The following is a 15,990-nucleotide window of genomic DNA, read 5'->3' on the forward strand; positions in this document are numbered from 1 at the left end:
TCTCCTGCTCCCCGATTCGGGGAAAACTTAACGTAATTCGCAGGTTATCGGAAGTCGCGCCAGATGTCATGCTATGCAACCAAAGCAACCCTGCCATGCCGCAATCGCAAAGGAACCCGGACGCGATGCCTAGACCCAACCACGGGTTCAGATGGGGGAGGATGTACAAAAGGTCAATTCCAGATGTGTTAGCGGCCATCACAGGGTGGTGAGATGCGCGAGAAACTGCCGCATATAGGGGCAAATCGTGCTGCAACTGCACATGGGGCGACTTTGTGGGGAGATTTGGTGGCTTTGCTGGCCCGGATTTTCGCGGGAGAATCGTGAAAGGCCGGGGTGAGCGGCGTTACAGCGCCTGCGTCAGCAGGGTCAGCGCGATAAGGGTGATCAGGCAGCCCGCCAATACCTCGACCCATGGTAAGATTTGCGCGACCCGGTGGAACGGCAGGTTGGCCAAGGCACCTTCGCGCGCCCAGACCGCCATGGCTGCGACAGCGATGGTGATCACCGCAGTGCCAAGCCCCATCGCAAAAGCACCGGCGATGCCCGCCAGCGCGATGCCGAGTTGCCATGTCAGGATCAGTAGGAACAGCGCACCCGAGCAGGGACGCAGCGCCACACCGATGATCAGGGCGGCGCGGTCTTTCCAGTTGGTGGCGCGTTCGACTTCGGCGAGGCTGGGGCCGTGGGAATGGCCACAGCCGCAGTTGGCGTCGTGGTGGTGGTGATCGTGATGGGGATGCTCATGCGTGTTTGGTGGAGGCGTCGCGGTTTGTTGCCAAATTTTGCGCAGGCCGCGTGCTGCCAGCCAGAGGCCCACTGCCGCGATTGCCAATGTGCCGATCGGGGCCATCACGTCTTGTGCGACATTCTGGGCGGCATCTCGGGTCCAACCCAAAGCCGCGACCCCGGCGTAGACCAAGGCCACTCCGACCAAGCTTTGCGCCAGACTGGCGGCAAGGGAAATGCTGGCCAGCGACCAGAACGCGACGCGACGGCCCATGCCGTAGCCGCCAATCAGCACTTTGCCATGGCCGGGCCCAGCGGCGTGCAGCACACCGTAACTGAAGCAAACCGCCAGCAGAGCGGCGAGCGCGCCAGGTTGGCCCTGTTTGATGGCGCGCACTCCGGCGGCAAGTTGGTTTTGGATTACATGTTGGGAATCGATCACCCAGCGTTCCAACACCAACAAGCCACCGGTCAACCAGAGGGCCAGCAGGATCAGCGCGAGCAGTGCGCCGACGCTCAGAAGGGTGCGTTTTAGTTTGGGCCGGATCACGACTGTGGGGGGCATATGACCTCCATAGCTTCGGCGAAATCTGCGCCGAGTTCAGGATAGGCGGCTTCGGCATCTTGTGGCAGCGCGGCGATGGCGGCGTTGAGTTTGGCGCGTGCGGCATCAAGATTGGGCAGCACGGTGCGGGCGGTGCAATCTGCGGCGTTGGTCAGGGTGGTGCCGAGTTTCAGCGCATAGCTGATGTAGAGGGTGGGGTCGTAGACTTGGACCAGAAAGGGTTGCGTGATTTCAATGGGTTGGTCAAAGCTACGATAATGGGTGGAGAGGATCTTGGCGTCTTTATAATCGACGGTCCAATCCGAGGGCCCGGACAGCGGCAGAGATTGACCTGCCATTGAGGCATAGGTGTCACCGGGATAGCCTGCGTCCCAGTGCATGTCGAAGCCGTTGAGTTGGCTGGTTTCCTCTGGCGTCAAGTTGCCGTCGAAATCTGGATCGAGGCCCTTGTCGGTGATGATCTGCAACGAGGTCAGATCATCGTAGCTCCAAGTGATGCGGAGACCGGTGGCCCGGTGTTGGGCGTCGAAGATCAGCTCCAGCCCGGTGTCGATGAACACATGTGGGTGGGCTTGGGCGGTTTGCGACCAGCACAGCAATGCCATTGCCAAAATCAGCGGTTTCATCGCGGGCTCTCCGATGCTTCGCGGACCCTAGAGAGATGGGTGGAAAAGGCCAATCCCGAAGCTGTAGGGTGGCTGATGTTTGCCACGCGGTTAACGGATAAGGGCTTGGCGGAGGTTGGTGATGGCAGTTTTGATTTGTGTGGCGTCAAAGCTGCCAAAGCCGAGCAGCAGGCCGGAGGTGGGGGTGTGGGCGTAGAACGGGGAGAGGGCGCGGGTTTCGATGCCTGCCGCGCGCAGGGTGGAGGAAAGGTGCACATCGTCTAGGGGCGTGTGGAAGCGGAATAGCACATGCATACCTTGGTCACCGGGGGCGACGCCGCCGAAATCGGCCAGTTGCGCGGCACATTCCGCCAGTAGGATCGCGCGGCGGGCAGCGAACAGCAGGCGGATGCGGCGGATATGGGCATCGTAATGGCCACCGGCGAGATAGGCTGCCAGCACGCGCTGATCGGTGCTTTGGGCGTGGCGATCCGCCAGCAACCGCGCACCCGCGAAGGCATCACTCAGGCGGGCGGGGGCGATCAGGTAGCCCAAGCGCAGGCCGGGGAACAGCATTTTGCTGAAGGTGCCAAGGTAGATCACCGCGCCTTCGGCGGCATCCAAACCCGCGAGGGCTGGGATCGGGCGGCCGTCGTAGCGCAATTCGCTGTCGTAGTCATCCTCGATGATCCACGCTTTGCGGGCCTGTGCCCAGTGCAGCAGGGCCAAGCGCCGCTCCATCGTTAGCACCGCGCCCAAGGGGTATTGGTGTGAGGGGGTGACATAGGCTCCGGCGGCATTGGGGGCCAGTGCCAAGCCTGCCGCGATGTTGAGGCCGTCGGCATCGACGGGAACCGGGATGCCCGTCAGTCCGGCGTCTTGGATCACGGCGCGCAAAGGGATGTAGCCGGGGTTTTCCAACCAGACCTGATCTCCGGGTTGGAACAGCACGCGGGCGGTCAGCGACAGGCCTTGCTGGGTGCCCGCGGTGATCAGGATTTGGTCGGGCGTGCAGGTGATGCCGCGCATGCGGCGGACATATTCCGCGATTTGGACACGCAGGGCGGGCAGACCGTGCGGGCCGGTGTAGGCTGCGTCGCGCCATGGCGTGCGGGCTTGGGCGATGGCGATACGAGTCCAAGCTTTGCCGGGGGCGAGGGTTTCATTCGGGGCGCTGATGGCGAGGGGGATCGCGGCTTGCACGGTGAGATTGCGGGCGACCTCGGCCAGTAAGGCGGCGCGGGGGGGCAGATCGGTACGCTGCGGGGCTTTGGGTTTTGCGCCGAGGGGTTGGGGTATGGTGATGTGGCCTTGCGGCACCACGCGGGTGCCTGATCCGAGCTTGGCCTCTAGATAGCCCTCGGCGATCAGTTGGGCATAGGCGGTATCGGCGGTCATCCGCGACACACCCAAGGCGGCGGCGAGGGCGCGGGTTGAGGGGACTTGCTCGGCAGGTCGCAGGGTGTGCGCGAGCACTGCTGTGCGCAGGTGTGCGGCGATTTGATCGGCCAGCGGGGCGGCGGAGGGGCCACGGTTTAGCGGGATTTGAATTTGAAACGGGGCGGCGGCGGTTCTGCTCATACGGGTGGCGCCTCCTTTATACTGGCTAGATGATTATTTCGATTACTGGCCCTGTATATCTATCCGGTATCGTTCTAGCCATAGGGCATAGCCTTGCCGAAGGAGCATCCCCATGGCCGAAAACATGCAGCATTGGACGCCGCGTCCACGCCCCGAAGCCGTGACGCTGGAGGGGCGGTTTGTGCGGCTGGAAAAGCTGGAGGCAAAGCACGCAGCTCAGCTTTACGACGCCTCGGCCACCGTCGATGCCGATGCGAAGTTCACTTGGCTTGCGGAAAATCCGCCAGAGGATCAGGCCAGTTTCCGTGCTTGGGTGGAGAAGGTTTCGGCCAGTACGGACCCGATTTACTTTGCCATCATCGACAAGGCGACGGGTAAGGTTGCAGGGCGGCAGACTTTGATGCGGATTGATGCCGCCAATGGCGCGGTGGAGATCGGCAATATCTATTGGGGGCCGTTGATTGCGCGCAAGGCGGCGGCGACCGAGGCGTTGTTCCTGTTCGCGGAGTACGCATTTGATACGCTGGGCTATCGGCGGTTTGAGTGGAAGTGCAACAATGACAATCTGCCGTCGAAGCAAGCGGCGCTGCGGTTTGGCTTTCAGTACGAGGGGCTGTTCCGGCAGCATTTTGTGATCAAGGGGCTGAACCGCGATACCGCTTGGTTTGCGATGATCGACAAGGATTGGGTTGCGCTGAAGCCTGCTTATGAAGCGTGGCTGTCGCCGGATAACTTCGATGCCGTCGGTGCGCAGAAGCGGCGTTTGGAAGATATTCGCGCCGATTTTGGCGCGTGAAGATATCCCGATGACATCTGCATCCTATCCCGTTGATGCAACCAACCAGTTGAAGCGCCGCCATGATCGCGGCTTTTACGACCATGACACCGTGCATAAATTGCTCGACGCGGCGGTGTTGTGCCATGTGTCTTATGTGATTGACGGCGCGCCCTATTGCACGCCGACTTTGTTCTGGCGCGAAGGATCGACGCTGTATTGGCACGGCAGCAGCGCCAGCCGGATGTTGCGCAATCAAAGCAAGGGCCAAGCCGCCTGCCTGACGGTGACACATCTCGACAGCCTTGTGTTGGCGCGCTCGGGGTTCAACCATTCTGCCGATTACCGATCAGTGATGGCATTTGGTCAGGCGCGGTTGCTGGACGACCCTGCCGAAAAGGCGGCGGCGCTGGTGGCGGTGGTAGATCGGCTTTACCCCGGCCGCAGTGCGATGTTGCGGGCAACCTTGGCGCAAGAGGTGAAGGCGACGGCGGTGGTGGCGATGGTGATTGAACGCGCCTCGGCCAAGATCCGGGCGCGCGGAGTGGTGGATGAAGACGAGGATTACGCGTTGCCGATCTATGCCGAGCGCTTACCCGTGCAGACCGTGATCGGCGCGCCGGAGCCCTGCCCGCGTTTGCTGACGGGGGTGACGCGGCCTGCGGCGCTGGACGGCTATCGGGCGGGGCGTGCGTTGGAGGATGCGCTGCGCGAGGCCCATGCAGCAAGTTTTTCCAAGGCATGATGGCGGTTAAAGTGGGCGCAATCGGCGGGGGCTGCACGCGAAGCGGTTGATCGGCGGGGGGTGTGGCCGTAACTGTGTTGGCCACAGAAGGATAATTTCATGGCCAACACCCCTGCCCCGCCGCCTGAACGCAAGCGCGGCTCTGGCGTTAAGATGGTCTATGATCTGCTGCGCGATGACATTCTTGATCTGGTGATGCCGCCGGGCAGCCCGATTGATGAGGTGCAACTGGCGGAGCGGTTTGCAATCTCGCGCACGCCGATCCGCGAAGCTTTGGCGCGGCTGGCGATGGAGGGGTTGATCGACACGCTGCCGAACCGATCCACCATGGTGTCGCAGATCGACTTTGTGAACCTGCACACATTTTTTGACGCGATCACGCTGATGTATCGGGTGACGACGCGATTGGCGGCGCAGAACTGGCGGGCGGGTGATCTGGAGGTGATCCGGGCGCATCAGGCGGATTACCGCGCGGCGTTTGAAGCGCATGATGCTTTGGCAATGATTGGCACCAACCGCGATTTTCACGCTGCCATCGCGGAGGCGGGTCGGAATCCGTATTATCTGGCGCTGTTTTTGCGGTTGCTGGATGAGGGGAGGCGGATTTTGCGGTTGTATTATCAATCGTTTGACGACCGCCCACCGGCTTCGGTGATCACCGAGCATGAGGATATTATTATCGCGATTGCGGCGCGGGATGTGGCGCGCGCGGATGTGCTGGCGAAGGCGCATGCGGATCAGATTGTCGGGCAAATCCAGCGGTTGATGGCGCGGGACCAGCGGCAGGATATTGCTTTGTAGGGTTGGCCTCAGCTTCTTGTCGACAAGTAAAATACAATGTGTATATTAAAACGGAGAAGTGATTCATCCGGCAGCTGCCGCATGGCGTCACAGGGTCCAGCCGTGATTTTTACAGGGATGAAGCAGATGCAATCCGAGCTCTTTTCAGGGGTGATCCCCGCGTTGATGACGCCTTGCACGGCGGACCGCAGCCCGGATTTTGACGCTTTGGTGCGCGAAGCACAGGAGTTGGTCGCGGCGGGGATGTCGGCGGTGGTCTATTGCGGCTCGATGGGGGATTGGCCGCTGCTGACCGATGCGCAGCGGATGGAAGGCGTGGCGCGGCTGGTGGCGGCGGGGATCAAGGTTGTGGTCGGCACCGGGGCGATTAATACCGCGTCGGCGGTGGCGCTTGCGCGTCATGCGGCGGAAGTGGGCGCGCATGGGCTGATGGTGATCCCGCGGGTGCTGTCGCGCGGGCCCTCGCCCAGCGCGCAGAAGGCGCATTTCAAGGCGATTTTGTCTGCCGCGCCCGATCTGCCTGCGGTGATCTACAACAGCCCGTATTATGGCTTTGTCACCCGCGCCGATCTGTTCACCGCGCTCAAGGCCGAACATCCCAATCTGGTGGGTTTCAAGGAGTTCGGTGGCCCTGCTGAGATGCGCTATGCGGGGGAGTTTATCACCTCGGCGGGCGACGGTGTGACGCTGATGGTGGGGGTGGATACCGGGGTGGTGAACGGGTTTGTCAACTGCGGGGCGTCGGGGGCGATCACCGGGATTGGTTGCGTGTTGCCGCGCCCGGTGCTGACCCTGTGCAACCTGTCACGGGCGGCGGCTGCGGGGGATGTGGAGGCCCGGCAGAAGGCGCTGGAGTTGGAAGCGGCGTTTGCGGTGCTGTCGTCGTTCGATGAGGGCCCGGATTTGGTGTTGTATTTCAAATACCTGTTGGAGTTGCAGGGCGAGGCGGAATATGCGCTGCATTTCAATGAGACCGATGTGTTGAGTGCCAGCCAGCGTGGCTACGCCGAGGCGCAGTTCAAGCTGTTTACCGCTTGGTATGATGTCTGGAGCAAGCAGGGCGGCGTTGTGGCGCGCTGTTTGGCCTGATCGGCGAGGCCTGATCGGCTGGGTTCCCTACACGCCGTAGGGAATCCAGATGTTCTTCACCTCGGTCGCGTGGCGCAGCCAATCCGCGCCCTCGGCGCTGGGGTGGTGCCAATCGGTGAGGCGTCCGTGATCGACAAAGGTGCGCTTGAGATTGCTGGCGGAGAGGCGTTCGGCCGACTCTGACAGCGCTTCGGAGCCGAAGGCCCAGAGCGCATCGACATCGGCATGGGTGGCGAGGGCTTCCGCCAAGGGCTGCGGATCACCGGTGACGATGTTCAAGACGCCGTCGGGCATATCCGAGGTTTCTAGCACGCCGTAGAAATCGGTGGCCGACAGCGGATGCGGCGCGGATGGCACGGCAACGACGCGGTTGCCCATGGCGATCAGCGGGGCGGTCAGGCTGATCAGGCCCAGCAGCGGCGCTTCGGGCGGGCAGATCACGCCGACCACGCCGATCGGTTCGTGCATCGCCAAAGCCACACCGCGCAGGGGCGGGGCGTGGACGCTGCCTTCGTATTTATCCGCCCAAGCGGCATAGCTGAACAGGCGCTCGATGGAGGCTGCAACTTCGGCATCAGCCTTTGCCGCGCCCTGCCCTGTCATCGCGCTGATCCTGCTTGCGAATTCTGTGGCGCGGGCGGAGAGGTTTTCGGCGATGTAATACAGCACTTGCGCGCGATTGTGGGCGGTAGCGTTGGCCCAAGCTTCGGCTTTGCGGGCGGCGGAGACGGCGTTGCGGATGTCTTTGCGGTTGCCCTCGCCGACTTCGGCGATCAGCGCGCCTCTGGGGGTCAACACCGGGCGAGAATAGTTGCCATCGGGGCGGGCCTGTTTGCCTGCGATGAACAGCTTGGCAGTGCGGTCGATAGTGGGAGCGACGAAATCGGCTATCGAAGCCGAGCGGGCGGTGATCGGTGGCTGTGCAGGGCGCAATTTGCGGCCCAGCATGGCCTTGGGTTTGAGGTATTCATAAGCCCCTTCGCGGCCACCTTCACGACCAAAGCCGGATTCTTTGCGGCCGCCAAAGCCGACGGCTGCATCGAACAGGTTGGTGGCGTTGACCCAGACCACGCCGGCCTCGACCTTCGCGGCGACTTGCAGCGCGAGGCTGATGGATTCGCTCCAAATGCTGGCGGACAGGCCGTAGCGGGAGTGGTTGGCCAGTTGCACTGACTCGTCCGGGGTGCGGAAGGTTATGGTGACGGCGACGGGGCCGAAGATTTCTTCTTGCGCGACGATGTGGGCGGGTTGCACGCCTGTCAGCAGGGTTGGCGGGTAGAAGCAGCCGTTGGTCGGAAGGTCCATCGCAGCTTGATACAGCGTGGCACCTTCGGCGACGCCTTGAGCGACCAGAGCGCGGATGCGGTCCAGTTGCACCGGGGCGACGATGGCCCCCATGTCGATGGATTTGTCGAGGGGGGAGCCTACGCGCAGATTATCCATCCGGCGTTTCAAACGGCGGATGAAATCTTCGGCGATGCCCTCTTGCAGCAACAGCCGTGAGCCTGCGCAGCAGACCTGGCCTTGGTTGAACCAGATTGCATCGACGACGCCTTCGACCGCGCCATCGAGATCGGCATCGTCGAATACGATGAACGGGGATTTGCCGCCGAGTTCCAACGTCAGCGACTTGCCAGTGCCTGCGATGCGTTGGCGGATCAGGCGGCCGACTTCGGTGGACCCGGTGAAGGCTATTTTGTCGATGCCGGGGTGATCGACCAGCAGCGCGCCCGTGTCGCCTTCACCTGTGACGATGTTGATGACGCCTGCGGGCAGGCCAGCGGCTTGCGCCAGTTCGGCAAACAGCAGCGCGGTGAGTGAGGTGTATTCGGCGGGTTTCAGCACCACGGTGTTGCCCAAGGCTAAGGCGGGGGCGAGTTTCCAGGCCAGCATCAGGAACGGGAAATTCCATGGGATGATCTGGCCGACCACGCCCAGCGGGGCATGATCGGGGAAGGCGGTGGCTTGAAGTTGCGCCCAGCCAGCGTGATGGGTGAAGTGGCGGGCGGCGAGAGGTACGTCGATGTCGCGGGTTTCGCGGATGGGTTTGCCGTTGTCGATGGCCTCCACCACGGCGATCAGTCGGGCGTGGCGTTGGATCATCCGGGCGAGGGCATAGAGGTGACGGGCGCGGGCGTGGCCTGTCAGTTTCGCCCATGGGGATTGGGCTTTGCGGGCGGCGGTGACGGCGGCATCGACTTCGGCGGCGGTGCCGCGCGCGAGATGGGCCAAGGGCTTGCCCGTGGCGGGTTCAAAGGTTTGAAAGCTGTGGTCGGGCGTGGTGAAGCTGCCCGCGATGAAATGACCAAAGCTGTGATCGTGGCGGGCCAGCCAAGCGCGGGCCTCGGTGTCGGATTCTGGCGAAAGGCCATAGGACATATCATCGAAATACTTTGCAATGCTCATCGGTTATCCGATCGGGTGACGGTTGAAGGCAGAATAGCCGCCGGTGAGATGGGTTTCGAGTTGGCGTTCGATGTCGGCCAGAAGGCTGGAGGCACCAATGCGGAAAAGGTCGGGTTCCAGCCACGGGCGGCCCAATTCTTCCTTCATCAAGAACTGCTGCATCAGCACGTCTTTGGTGGTGGCAATGCCGCCTGCGGGTTTGTAGCCAACGCGATATCCGGTGCGGTCATGGTAATCGCGAATGGTGCGGATCATCGTCAGGGTCACGGCGGGCGTGGCGTTGACGGCCTCTTTCCCGGTGGAGGTTTTGATGAAATCCGCGCCTGCCATCATGCAGACAAGGCTGGCTTGCGCGACATTGCGCAGGGTTTTCAATTCGCCCGTCGCGAGGATGGCTTTGACATGGGCAGCGCCACAAGCGGCGCGGAAATCGCGCATTTCATTGTAGAGGGCTTGCCAGTTGCCGGTTAGCACATGTTCGCGGGTGATGACGATATCGATCTCGGCGGCGCCATCGGCGACCGAGGCCGCGATCTCGCGCAGCTTTACATCATGCGGCGCAAGGCCCGCCGGAAAGCCCGTTGAGACAGCCGCGACGGGTATTCCTGTGCCTGCCAGCGCTTCGACAGCCGTGGCAACGAAGCGGTGATAGACGCAGACAGCACCCGTGGTGATGCGGCGATCCGCCATGCCCAGCGCCTCTTGCAAGGCGGGGGTCAGCGGTTGTGCCGCCTTGGCGCAGAGCCTGCGGACGCGTCCGGCGGTGTCATCCCCGCTGAGGGTGGTAAGATCGATACAGGTGAGGGCTTTCAGCAACCAAGCCGCCTGCGCATCTTTTTTGACGCTACGCCGACCGGGCAGGCTGGTGACGCGCCGATCAGTGGCGGATTGGTTGACCCGTGTTTGCGCGATCCATTCCAGATCGAGCGGCATCCCGGCATTGCGCGCAGCATGGCCAACCGCCTGCTGCACCGAGGCGACCTTAGCCTGTGTTTTCGGCTGCAATATCGTCACCAAATACCCTCCGCTGCGCGAAATTTCCGAGGCAATCCGGCGCGAGTCTTTCGAGCCGATTCGACTCAATGCCTGCTTTCGTTATTTTTATATCATTATATTTGTTATAATTACAACATTACTTTTCGCGCAGAGGAGAGCACCGGCCTTAGGCGTCTGACGGCAATTCACCCGCCTCGGTGATTATGGCGTCAAAATCACTGACATCTGCAAAGTGGGCAGGTCGCACACGGCCGATCTTGCTTTGGTCGCAGACCAGATAGCGGCGCTGCGCCATCTCCATCGCTTTGCGCTTGATTGGCACCTCGTGGAACTGCTCGCAAGACACCCCGCGCTGCCGGTCCACGCCAGAGGCGGACAGGAAGGCGACATTGATACCCAAGGCGTTCAGCGTATCGGCCCCAGAGGCCCCGGCGAAGGAGGCCGAGGTGGGGTGAAAGACTCCGCCCAAAAGAATAAGTGTGATATTTTCCTTTGTAATCATACGCTCTGCCGTATTGAAAGCATAGCACACCACCGTCAGGCGGGTATCGGCAGGGATCAGATCGACAAGATGGGTGAGCGTACTACCACAATCTATGAACACGGTTTCGTCCGGCTGAAGATAGCGCAAGGCGTGGATGGAGGCTTGGCGCTTGGCCACGGAATGGCTTTCGGCAGCGCGGTCGATGGCATAGGGGGCTTCCAGATCGGGCCTGCCTGCCGGAATGATATGCGCGCCGAGGGTGCCGAACAGGTCGGGGTTTTCAGCCACATCGCGCCGCACTGTCATTTCTGACACCTGCATCAAGGCTGCGGCTTCCTTCAGGTGGATCACTTTCCGTTCGGCCAAAGCCAGCGACAGCGCCATTATGCGGCGGTCTTTTGCGGTCATTTTGTAGCCTCCTGAACGGTCGCTTACTGTTATTTTTATAACATTACTGGCCATTTTTCAACCATTGTTATGAAGTAAACAATCTGGGGGCCTGTCTGCCGACTTTAGTTTGCCGACTACCAGGAAGGCGCGCGGGGCTTCGACCAGCTTTGTCGTTTTGCACATTTTTATCGCATACTCACGGCATTTGCTCACAGTTTAATCATATGCCTGCACCATGAACTGATGCTGGCCCTGTTGACTGCGGTTGCGCTTTCCTCGCGCGGCGCATCGCCGTCTTCCAATACCATGACACAACGGCTTTCCATCATTGTGGTCGAGAAGGACCGCGCCCGCGCGATGCTGATCGTGGATGGTCTGCGCGACGCCGGTGATTTTGATGTGATGGTGATTGCCGAGGAAACCGGGCTTGCCCGTCGCATTGCCCAGCGCAATCCTGATCTGGTGCTGATCGACGCCGGAAATCCCTCGCGCGATGTGTTGGAGGAACTGGCTTTGGCGACGGGGCCGACCGAACGCCCTGTGGCGATGTTTGTCGATCAAAGCGATGGCAGCCTGACCAAAGCGGCGATTGAGGCCGGGATGTCGGCCTATGTGGTCGATGGCCTGCGGGCGGATCGGATCAAGCCGATCTTGGATGCGGCCATCGCGCGGTTTCATATGCTGCAAAAGATGCGGATTGAGTTGGTTGAGACTCGCCGGGCGCTGGAAGAACGCAAGGCGATTGACCGCGCCAAGGGGATTTTGATGCGCGCGCGCGGTATTGGCGAGGAAGAAGCCTACGCCTTGCTGCGCAAGACCGCGATGGATCAGGGGCGCAAGCTGGCCGATGTGGCTTCAGCTTTGGTCCTTGCGGCGGATTTGTTGAAATGAGCGTGACCCTGCGCCTTGGCTATGTACCGCTGCTGGATGCCGCGCCCTTGATCATCGCCGAGGCTTTGGGCTTTGCCGAGGAGGAGGGGCTGTCGCTGGATCTGCACGCTGCCCCCAGTTGGGCGGCGTTGCGCGATATGCTGGCGGTGGGGCAAGTTGATGCGGCGCAGATGCTGGCACCGGTGCCGGTGGCGATGGCCTTGGGCTTGGGGCGTGGCCCGGTGCGGTTTGAGGCTTTGTGTGTGCTGAACCTGAATGGCAATGTGGTTGGGATTTCCAACGCTTTGGCAGCCAAGATGGCAAGCGCGGGGTATGGCTTTGATTTCACCGACGCGGCGGCGGCGGGGCAGGCTTTGTTGGAGGCTGCGCCCAGCCTGCGCATCGGTGTGCCCTATACGTTTTCGATGCACCGCGAGTTGTTGCTGTATTGGCTGGCAGCTTCTGGCGCGCATGCGGCGCAACTCGATATCCGCACCGTGCCGCCGCCGCGTATGGCCGAGGCGCTACAGGCAGGCGAGATTGATCTGTTTTGTGTGGGTGAGCCTTGGGGTTCTGTCGCGGTGGAGAACGGTTCCGGCACTCTGCTGCTGCCGACCTCGGCTTTGTGGGCGCGGGCACCGGAGAAAGTACTGGCGACCCGGTTGGGTTGGGCTGCGGCAGAGCCCGCGCTGGCGGGGCGGCTGTTGCGCGCCTTGTGGCGGGCGGGGCGTTGGCTGGGGCGGGCGGAAAACCACATCATCGCGGCGGAGATGCTGACTGCGCAGGGGCGCATTGCCGTGTCGGCGGAACTGGTGGAGCGGGCGTTGACCGGTCGGATTGTGACCGCACCGGATGGCCGCGAACATGTGACGCCGCAGCTGATCGAGTTCTTTGAGGGTGCGGCGGGCTTTCCGTGGCGCAGTCAGGCAGCGTGGATTGGCGCATCTTTGGCGGGGCGGCATGGGCTGGATGTGGCCGAAGCGTCGGCCTCTGCCGCCGATGTGTTCCGCAGCGATCTCTATCGTCTGCATCTGCGCCCCGCGGGTGCCATTCTGCCGGGCGCGTCTGAGAAGCTTGAGGGCGCTTTGGCAATCGACACCGCTGTTCCTGCCGAGCGTGGACAGCTGATTCTGCCCGCCGATCGCTTTTTTGACGCCCGAATTTTCGACCTGACCGCGCTTGCACGCTGAAAAAAGTGGCAGTGCGATGCTGCGACTGCGAAATCGTCATAAATTGCACAGAATCCGACACGGATGATTTGACGCTGCAGCGCGGCATCGGCAGATTTAATCCAAGCACGAAGGCAATGACGCCTTCACCGCCGACCCCCAAAGTTGGGAAAAGCCGAGCACCGCCGCTCGATCCACTGCCTCTGTTGGCATGGGATCTGGCGGCTTTTTGCATTTCAACGCCCCGTTGCGGGGACATCCGGGAACCAGACATGACACGCATCTCAGCCCTGCTTGCCACGACCGCCTTGCTTGCCTTCCCCGCTTTCGCCGAAACCCCCGGCATTGAGAAACCCGAGCTAACTTTGGGTTTCATCAAACTGACCGACATGGCGCCTTTGGCGATTGCCAAGGAAAAGGGCTTCTTTGAAGACGAAGGCCTTTCGGTGACTTTGGTGGCGCAGTCGAATTGGAAAGTGCTGCTGGATGGCGTGGTTTCCGGCGAGTTGGACGGCGCGCATATGCTGGCGGGGCAGCCAATTGCGGCCTCGATTGGCTATGGCACCAAGGCGAAACTGGTGACGCCGTTCTCGATGGATCTGAACGGCAACGCGATCACGGTTTCCAATGCGGTTTGGGAGGCGATGAAGCCGGGGTTGAAAATGGAGGGCGACAAGCCTGCGCATCCGATTTCCGCTTCTGCGCTGAAGTCGGTGATTGAGGCCTATGCCGCCGAAGGTAAGCCGTTCAATCTTGGCATGGTGTTCCCGGTTTCCACCCATAACTATGAACTCCGCTACTGGTTGGCGGCGGGCGGCATCAATCCGGGGCTGTATTCGGCGGATGATGTGTCGGGCCAGATCGGTGGCGATGTGCTGATTTCGGTGACGCCGCCGCCGCAAATGCCCGCGACCTTGGAAGCTGGCACCATCGACGGCTATTCCGTTGGGGAGCCGTGGAACCAAGCCGCGGTTGCCAAGGGCATCGGCGTTCCCGTGATCACCGACAATGACATCTGGAAGAACAACCCGGAAAAGGTGTTCGGCCTGACCGCTGCATTCGTTGAAGCCAATCCGCAGACCACTTTGGCGCTGACCAAGGCGCTGATCCGTGCCGCGATCTGGTTGGACGAGAATGACAACGCCAACCGCGCCGAAGCGGTGCAAATCCTGTCCAGTTCGGATTATGTCGGCGCGGATGCGGCGGTAATCGGCAACTCAATGACCGGGACGTTCGAGTATGAAAAGGGCGACAAGCGCCCTGCCCCCGATTTCAACGTGTTCTTCCGCTATAACGCGACCTACCCCTACTATTCCGATGCGGTCTGGTATCTGACCCAGATGCGGCGTTGGGGGCAGATCGGCGAGGGCAAGCCGGATGCGTGGTTCGATGAAACCGCGAAGTCGGTCTACAAGCCGGAGATCTACAAAGCCGCCGCTGAGGCTTTGATCGCTGATGGCAATGCCACTGCTGACGAGTTCGATTTTGACGCCGACGGCTACCGCGAACCCTCCGCCGATTTCATCGACGGGGTGTCCTATGATGGCACCAAACCGAACGCCTATATCGACAGCCTGACGATTGGGCTGAAAGACGGCCAGACCGTCGCAGGCGGTGAAATCATCAACTGAATCAATAGTTTATCTGGATTGTCTGGCGGAGGCGCCGGAAAACGCCGCCGCTGATGGAGACTGACATGACCCTGCTTGACCCTGCCGCTTTGCCCGAAGAACCCGCCCGTGACCGCGCCGCAAGGCTGGACAAGCTTTATCGCTTGATCAGCAAATGCGACAAATGGTTCAAGCTGCTGGGGCTGGCATGGATCACTCCGATATGGCGCGTGCTGGCCGGGGATAATCCGCGGGGCCAAGTGCCGGAAATCTGGCGGTTGGCGGTCGTGCCAATGTTGGCGATTGCGGGTTTCTTAGCACTTTGGGCCAGCCTTGCGCCGATGGTACAGACTTCGCTGGGCGCTATTCCGGGGCCTTTGCAGGTGTGGGAACAGGCGGTTGCTTTGGACGCCAGCGCTGCGGCTGAAGGCGTGAAAGAGCAGGAGTTTTACGCCAAGCAGGCCGCGAAAAACGCCGCTTTGGTGGCGGACGGCAAGGCGGACGAGGTGAGAACTCCGGCCTATACCGGCAAGCCGACCTATTATGCGCAGATCTGGACCTCAATTAAGACGGTGTTCGCGGGGTTTCTGATTGGCACGGTGATTGCGGTGCCTTTGGGAATTTTGGCGGGGCTGTCGGCGACGGCAAACGCGGCGATCAACCCGCTGGTGCAGTTGTTCAAACCGGTGTCGCCGCTGGCTTGGCTACCGATTGTGACGATGGTGGTCTCGGCGGTGTACACGGACGGCAATATGCCGAAAAGCTTCATTGTTTCGGCCTTTACGGTGACGTTGTGTTCGCTGTGGCCGACGCTGATCAACACCTCGCTGGGGGTGGCGTCAATTGACAAGGATCTGGTCAACGTCAGCCGTGTGCTGAAGCTGTCGTTGTGGAAAAAGATCACCCGGTTGGTGCTGCCCTCGGCGCTGCCGTTGATTTTCACTGGGCTGCGGCTGTCTTTGGGCGTTGGCTGGATGGTGCTGATTGCCGCAGAAATGTTGGCGCAGAATCCGGGGCTTGGCAAATTCGTCTGGGATGAGTTTCAGAACGGATCGGAGCAATCCCTAGCCAAGATCATGGTTGCAGTGCTGACCATTGGCATCATCGGCTTTCTGCTTGATCGGGTGATGTTCGCTTTGCAATCGCTGTTCACCTTCTCGAATAATCGGTGAGCG

The 15,990-nt window shown here is 61.3% G+C and carries 14 protein-coding genes; 8 read left to right on the forward strand and 6 right to left on the reverse strand.

The annotated features are described in order from the left end of the window. Positions 1 to 346: 346 nt before the first annotated feature. From AKV04_RS07890 to pdxR, 3 genes are all read right to left on the reverse strand, one after another. Entirely contained in the window at positions 347 to 1,294 is a 948-nt protein-coding gene (locus AKV04_RS07890) for a nickel/cobalt transporter (RefSeq protein WP_054005916.1), read from the reverse strand. Beyond that, positions 1,276 to 1,920, reverse strand: a complete 645-nt coding sequence (locus AKV04_RS07895) for a DUF1007 family protein (RefSeq protein WP_054005917.1) — start codon at positions 1,918 to 1,920, stop codon at positions 1,276 to 1,278. Before AKV04_RS07895 ends, AKV04_RS07890 begins: the two co-directional genes overlap by 19 nt. 90 nt (positions 1,921 to 2,010) lie before the next feature. Continuing rightward, entirely contained in the window at positions 2,011 to 3,480 is a 1,470-nt protein-coding gene (gene pdxR / locus AKV04_RS07900) for a MocR-like pyridoxine biosynthesis transcription factor PdxR (RefSeq protein WP_054005918.1), read from the reverse strand. Between the two features lie 112 nt (positions 3,481 to 3,592). Here pdxR and AKV04_RS07905 point away from each other — a divergent pair, with 112 nt between their 5' ends. The 4 genes from AKV04_RS07905 to AKV04_RS07920 all read left to right on the forward strand — a co-directional run bounded on the left by AKV04_RS07905 (position 3,593) and on the right by AKV04_RS07920 (position 6,890). Next, the gene (locus AKV04_RS07905) at positions 3,593 to 4,276 is read left to right on the forward strand and encodes a GNAT family N-acetyltransferase (protein ID WP_054005919.1); all 684 of its coding nucleotides are present in this window, start codon (positions 3,593 to 3,595) and stop codon (positions 4,274 to 4,276) included. A 10-nt stretch (positions 4,277 to 4,286) separates the two neighbouring features. Further along, the gene (locus tag AKV04_RS07910; protein WP_054005935.1) at positions 4,287 to 5,000 is read left to right on the forward strand and encodes a pyridoxamine 5'-phosphate oxidase family protein; all 714 of its coding nucleotides are present in this window, start codon (positions 4,287 to 4,289) and stop codon (positions 4,998 to 5,000) included. A 99-nt stretch (positions 5,001 to 5,099) separates the two neighbouring features. Continuing rightward, entirely contained in the window at positions 5,100 to 5,801 is a 702-nt protein-coding gene (locus AKV04_RS07915; RefSeq protein ID WP_054005920.1) for a GntR family transcriptional regulator, read from the forward strand. A gap of 126 nt (positions 5,802 to 5,927) precedes the next feature. Beyond that, positions 5,928 to 6,890, forward strand: coding sequence for a dihydrodipicolinate synthase family protein (locus AKV04_RS07920; protein WP_054005936.1), 963 nt, complete (start codon positions 5,928 to 5,930; stop codon positions 6,888 to 6,890). A gap of 27 nt (positions 6,891 to 6,917) precedes the next feature. Here AKV04_RS07920 and AKV04_RS07925 read toward each other — a convergent pair whose 3' ends face one another. The 3 genes from AKV04_RS07925 to AKV04_RS07935 form a co-directional block, all read right to left on the reverse strand. Next, positions 6,918 to 9,296: an aldehyde dehydrogenase family protein gene (locus AKV04_RS07925; RefSeq protein ID WP_054005921.1), complete on the reverse strand. Its 2,379-nt coding sequence runs from the start codon at positions 9,294 to 9,296 to the stop codon at positions 6,918 to 6,920. Positions 9,297 to 9,299: 3 nt separating this feature from the next. Further along, on the reverse strand, positions 9,300 to 10,301 hold the full coding sequence (deoC, locus tag AKV04_RS07930) for a deoxyribose-phosphate aldolase (protein ID WP_054005937.1): 1,002 nt from the start codon (positions 10,299 to 10,301) through the stop codon (positions 9,300 to 9,302). Between the two features lie 157 nt (positions 10,302 to 10,458). Continuing rightward, positions 10,459 to 11,184 (reverse strand): DeoR/GlpR family DNA-binding transcription regulator, encoded by a 726-nt coding sequence (locus AKV04_RS07935; protein ID WP_054005922.1) that lies wholly within the window; start codon positions 11,182 to 11,184, stop codon positions 10,459 to 10,461. Between the two features lie 288 nt (positions 11,185 to 11,472). Between AKV04_RS07935 and AKV04_RS07940 the strand changes: the two genes are divergently transcribed. From AKV04_RS07940 to AKV04_RS07955, 4 genes are all read left to right on the forward strand, one after another. After that, the gene (locus AKV04_RS07940; protein ID WP_054005938.1) at positions 11,473 to 12,057 is read left to right on the forward strand and encodes an ANTAR domain-containing response regulator; all 585 of its coding nucleotides are present in this window, start codon (positions 11,473 to 11,475) and stop codon (positions 12,055 to 12,057) included. After that, a complete protein-coding gene (locus AKV04_RS07945) occupies positions 12,054 to 13,226 on the forward strand; it encodes a CmpA/NrtA family ABC transporter substrate-binding protein (RefSeq protein ID WP_054005923.1) in 1,173 nt (390 codons plus the stop codon). The genes AKV04_RS07940 and AKV04_RS07945 overlap by 4 nt, the downstream gene beginning before the upstream one ends. A gap of 251 nt (positions 13,227 to 13,477) precedes the next feature. Continuing rightward, complete coding sequence (locus AKV04_RS07950; RefSeq protein ID WP_054005939.1) at positions 13,478 to 14,836, forward strand: CmpA/NrtA family ABC transporter substrate-binding protein; 1,359 nt, start codon at positions 13,478 to 13,480, stop codon at positions 14,834 to 14,836. A gap of 65 nt (positions 14,837 to 14,901) precedes the next feature. Continuing rightward, entirely contained in the window at positions 14,902 to 15,987 is a 1,086-nt protein-coding gene (locus AKV04_RS07955) for an ABC transporter permease (RefSeq protein ID WP_054005940.1), read from the forward strand. Positions 15,988 to 15,990: the final 3 nt, after the last annotated feature.

Source organism: Cypionkella psychrotolerans, assembly GCF_001294535.1.
GTDB classification, from domain to species: Bacteria; Pseudomonadota; Alphaproteobacteria; order Rhodobacterales; family Rhodobacteraceae; genus Cypionkella; species Cypionkella psychrotolerans.

Coding starts and splice junctions, on each gene's coding strand:
- AKV04_RS07890 (WP_054005916.1), bottom strand. CDS start 1,294: ATGCCCCCCACAGTCGTGATCCGGCCCAAACTAAAACGCACCCTTCTG.
- AKV04_RS07895 (WP_054005917.1), bottom strand. CDS start 1,920: ATGAAACCGCTGATTTTGGCAATGGCATTGCTGTGCTGGTCGCAAACC.
- pdxR (WP_054005918.1), bottom strand. CDS start 3,480: ATGAGCAGAACCGCCGCCGCCCCGTTTCAAATTCAAATCCCGCTAAAC.
- AKV04_RS07905 (WP_054005919.1), top strand. CDS start 3,593: ATGGCCGAAAACATGCAGCATTGGACGCCGCGTCCACGCCCCGAAGCC.
- AKV04_RS07910 (WP_054005935.1), top strand. CDS start 4,287: ATGACATCTGCATCCTATCCCGTTGATGCAACCAACCAGTTGAAGCGC.
- AKV04_RS07915 (WP_054005920.1), top strand. CDS start 5,100: ATGGCCAACACCCCTGCCCCGCCGCCTGAACGCAAGCGCGGCTCTGGC.
- AKV04_RS07920 (WP_054005936.1), top strand. CDS start 5,928: ATGCAATCCGAGCTCTTTTCAGGGGTGATCCCCGCGTTGATGACGCCT.
- AKV04_RS07925 (WP_054005921.1), bottom strand. CDS start 9,296: ATGAGCATTGCAAAGTATTTCGATGATATGTCCTATGGCCTTTCGCCA.
- AKV04_RS07935 (WP_054005922.1), bottom strand. CDS start 11,184: ATGACCGCAAAAGACCGCCGCATAATGGCGCTGTCGCTGGCTTTGGCC.
- AKV04_RS07940 (WP_054005938.1), top strand. CDS start 11,473: ATGACACAACGGCTTTCCATCATTGTGGTCGAGAAGGACCGCGCCCGC.
- AKV04_RS07945 (WP_054005923.1), top strand. CDS start 12,054: ATGAGCGTGACCCTGCGCCTTGGCTATGTACCGCTGCTGGATGCCGCG.
- AKV04_RS07950 (WP_054005939.1), top strand. CDS start 13,478: ATGACACGCATCTCAGCCCTGCTTGCCACGACCGCCTTGCTTGCCTTC.
- AKV04_RS07955 (WP_054005940.1), top strand. CDS start 14,902: ATGACCCTGCTTGACCCTGCCGCTTTGCCCGAAGAACCCGCCCGTGAC.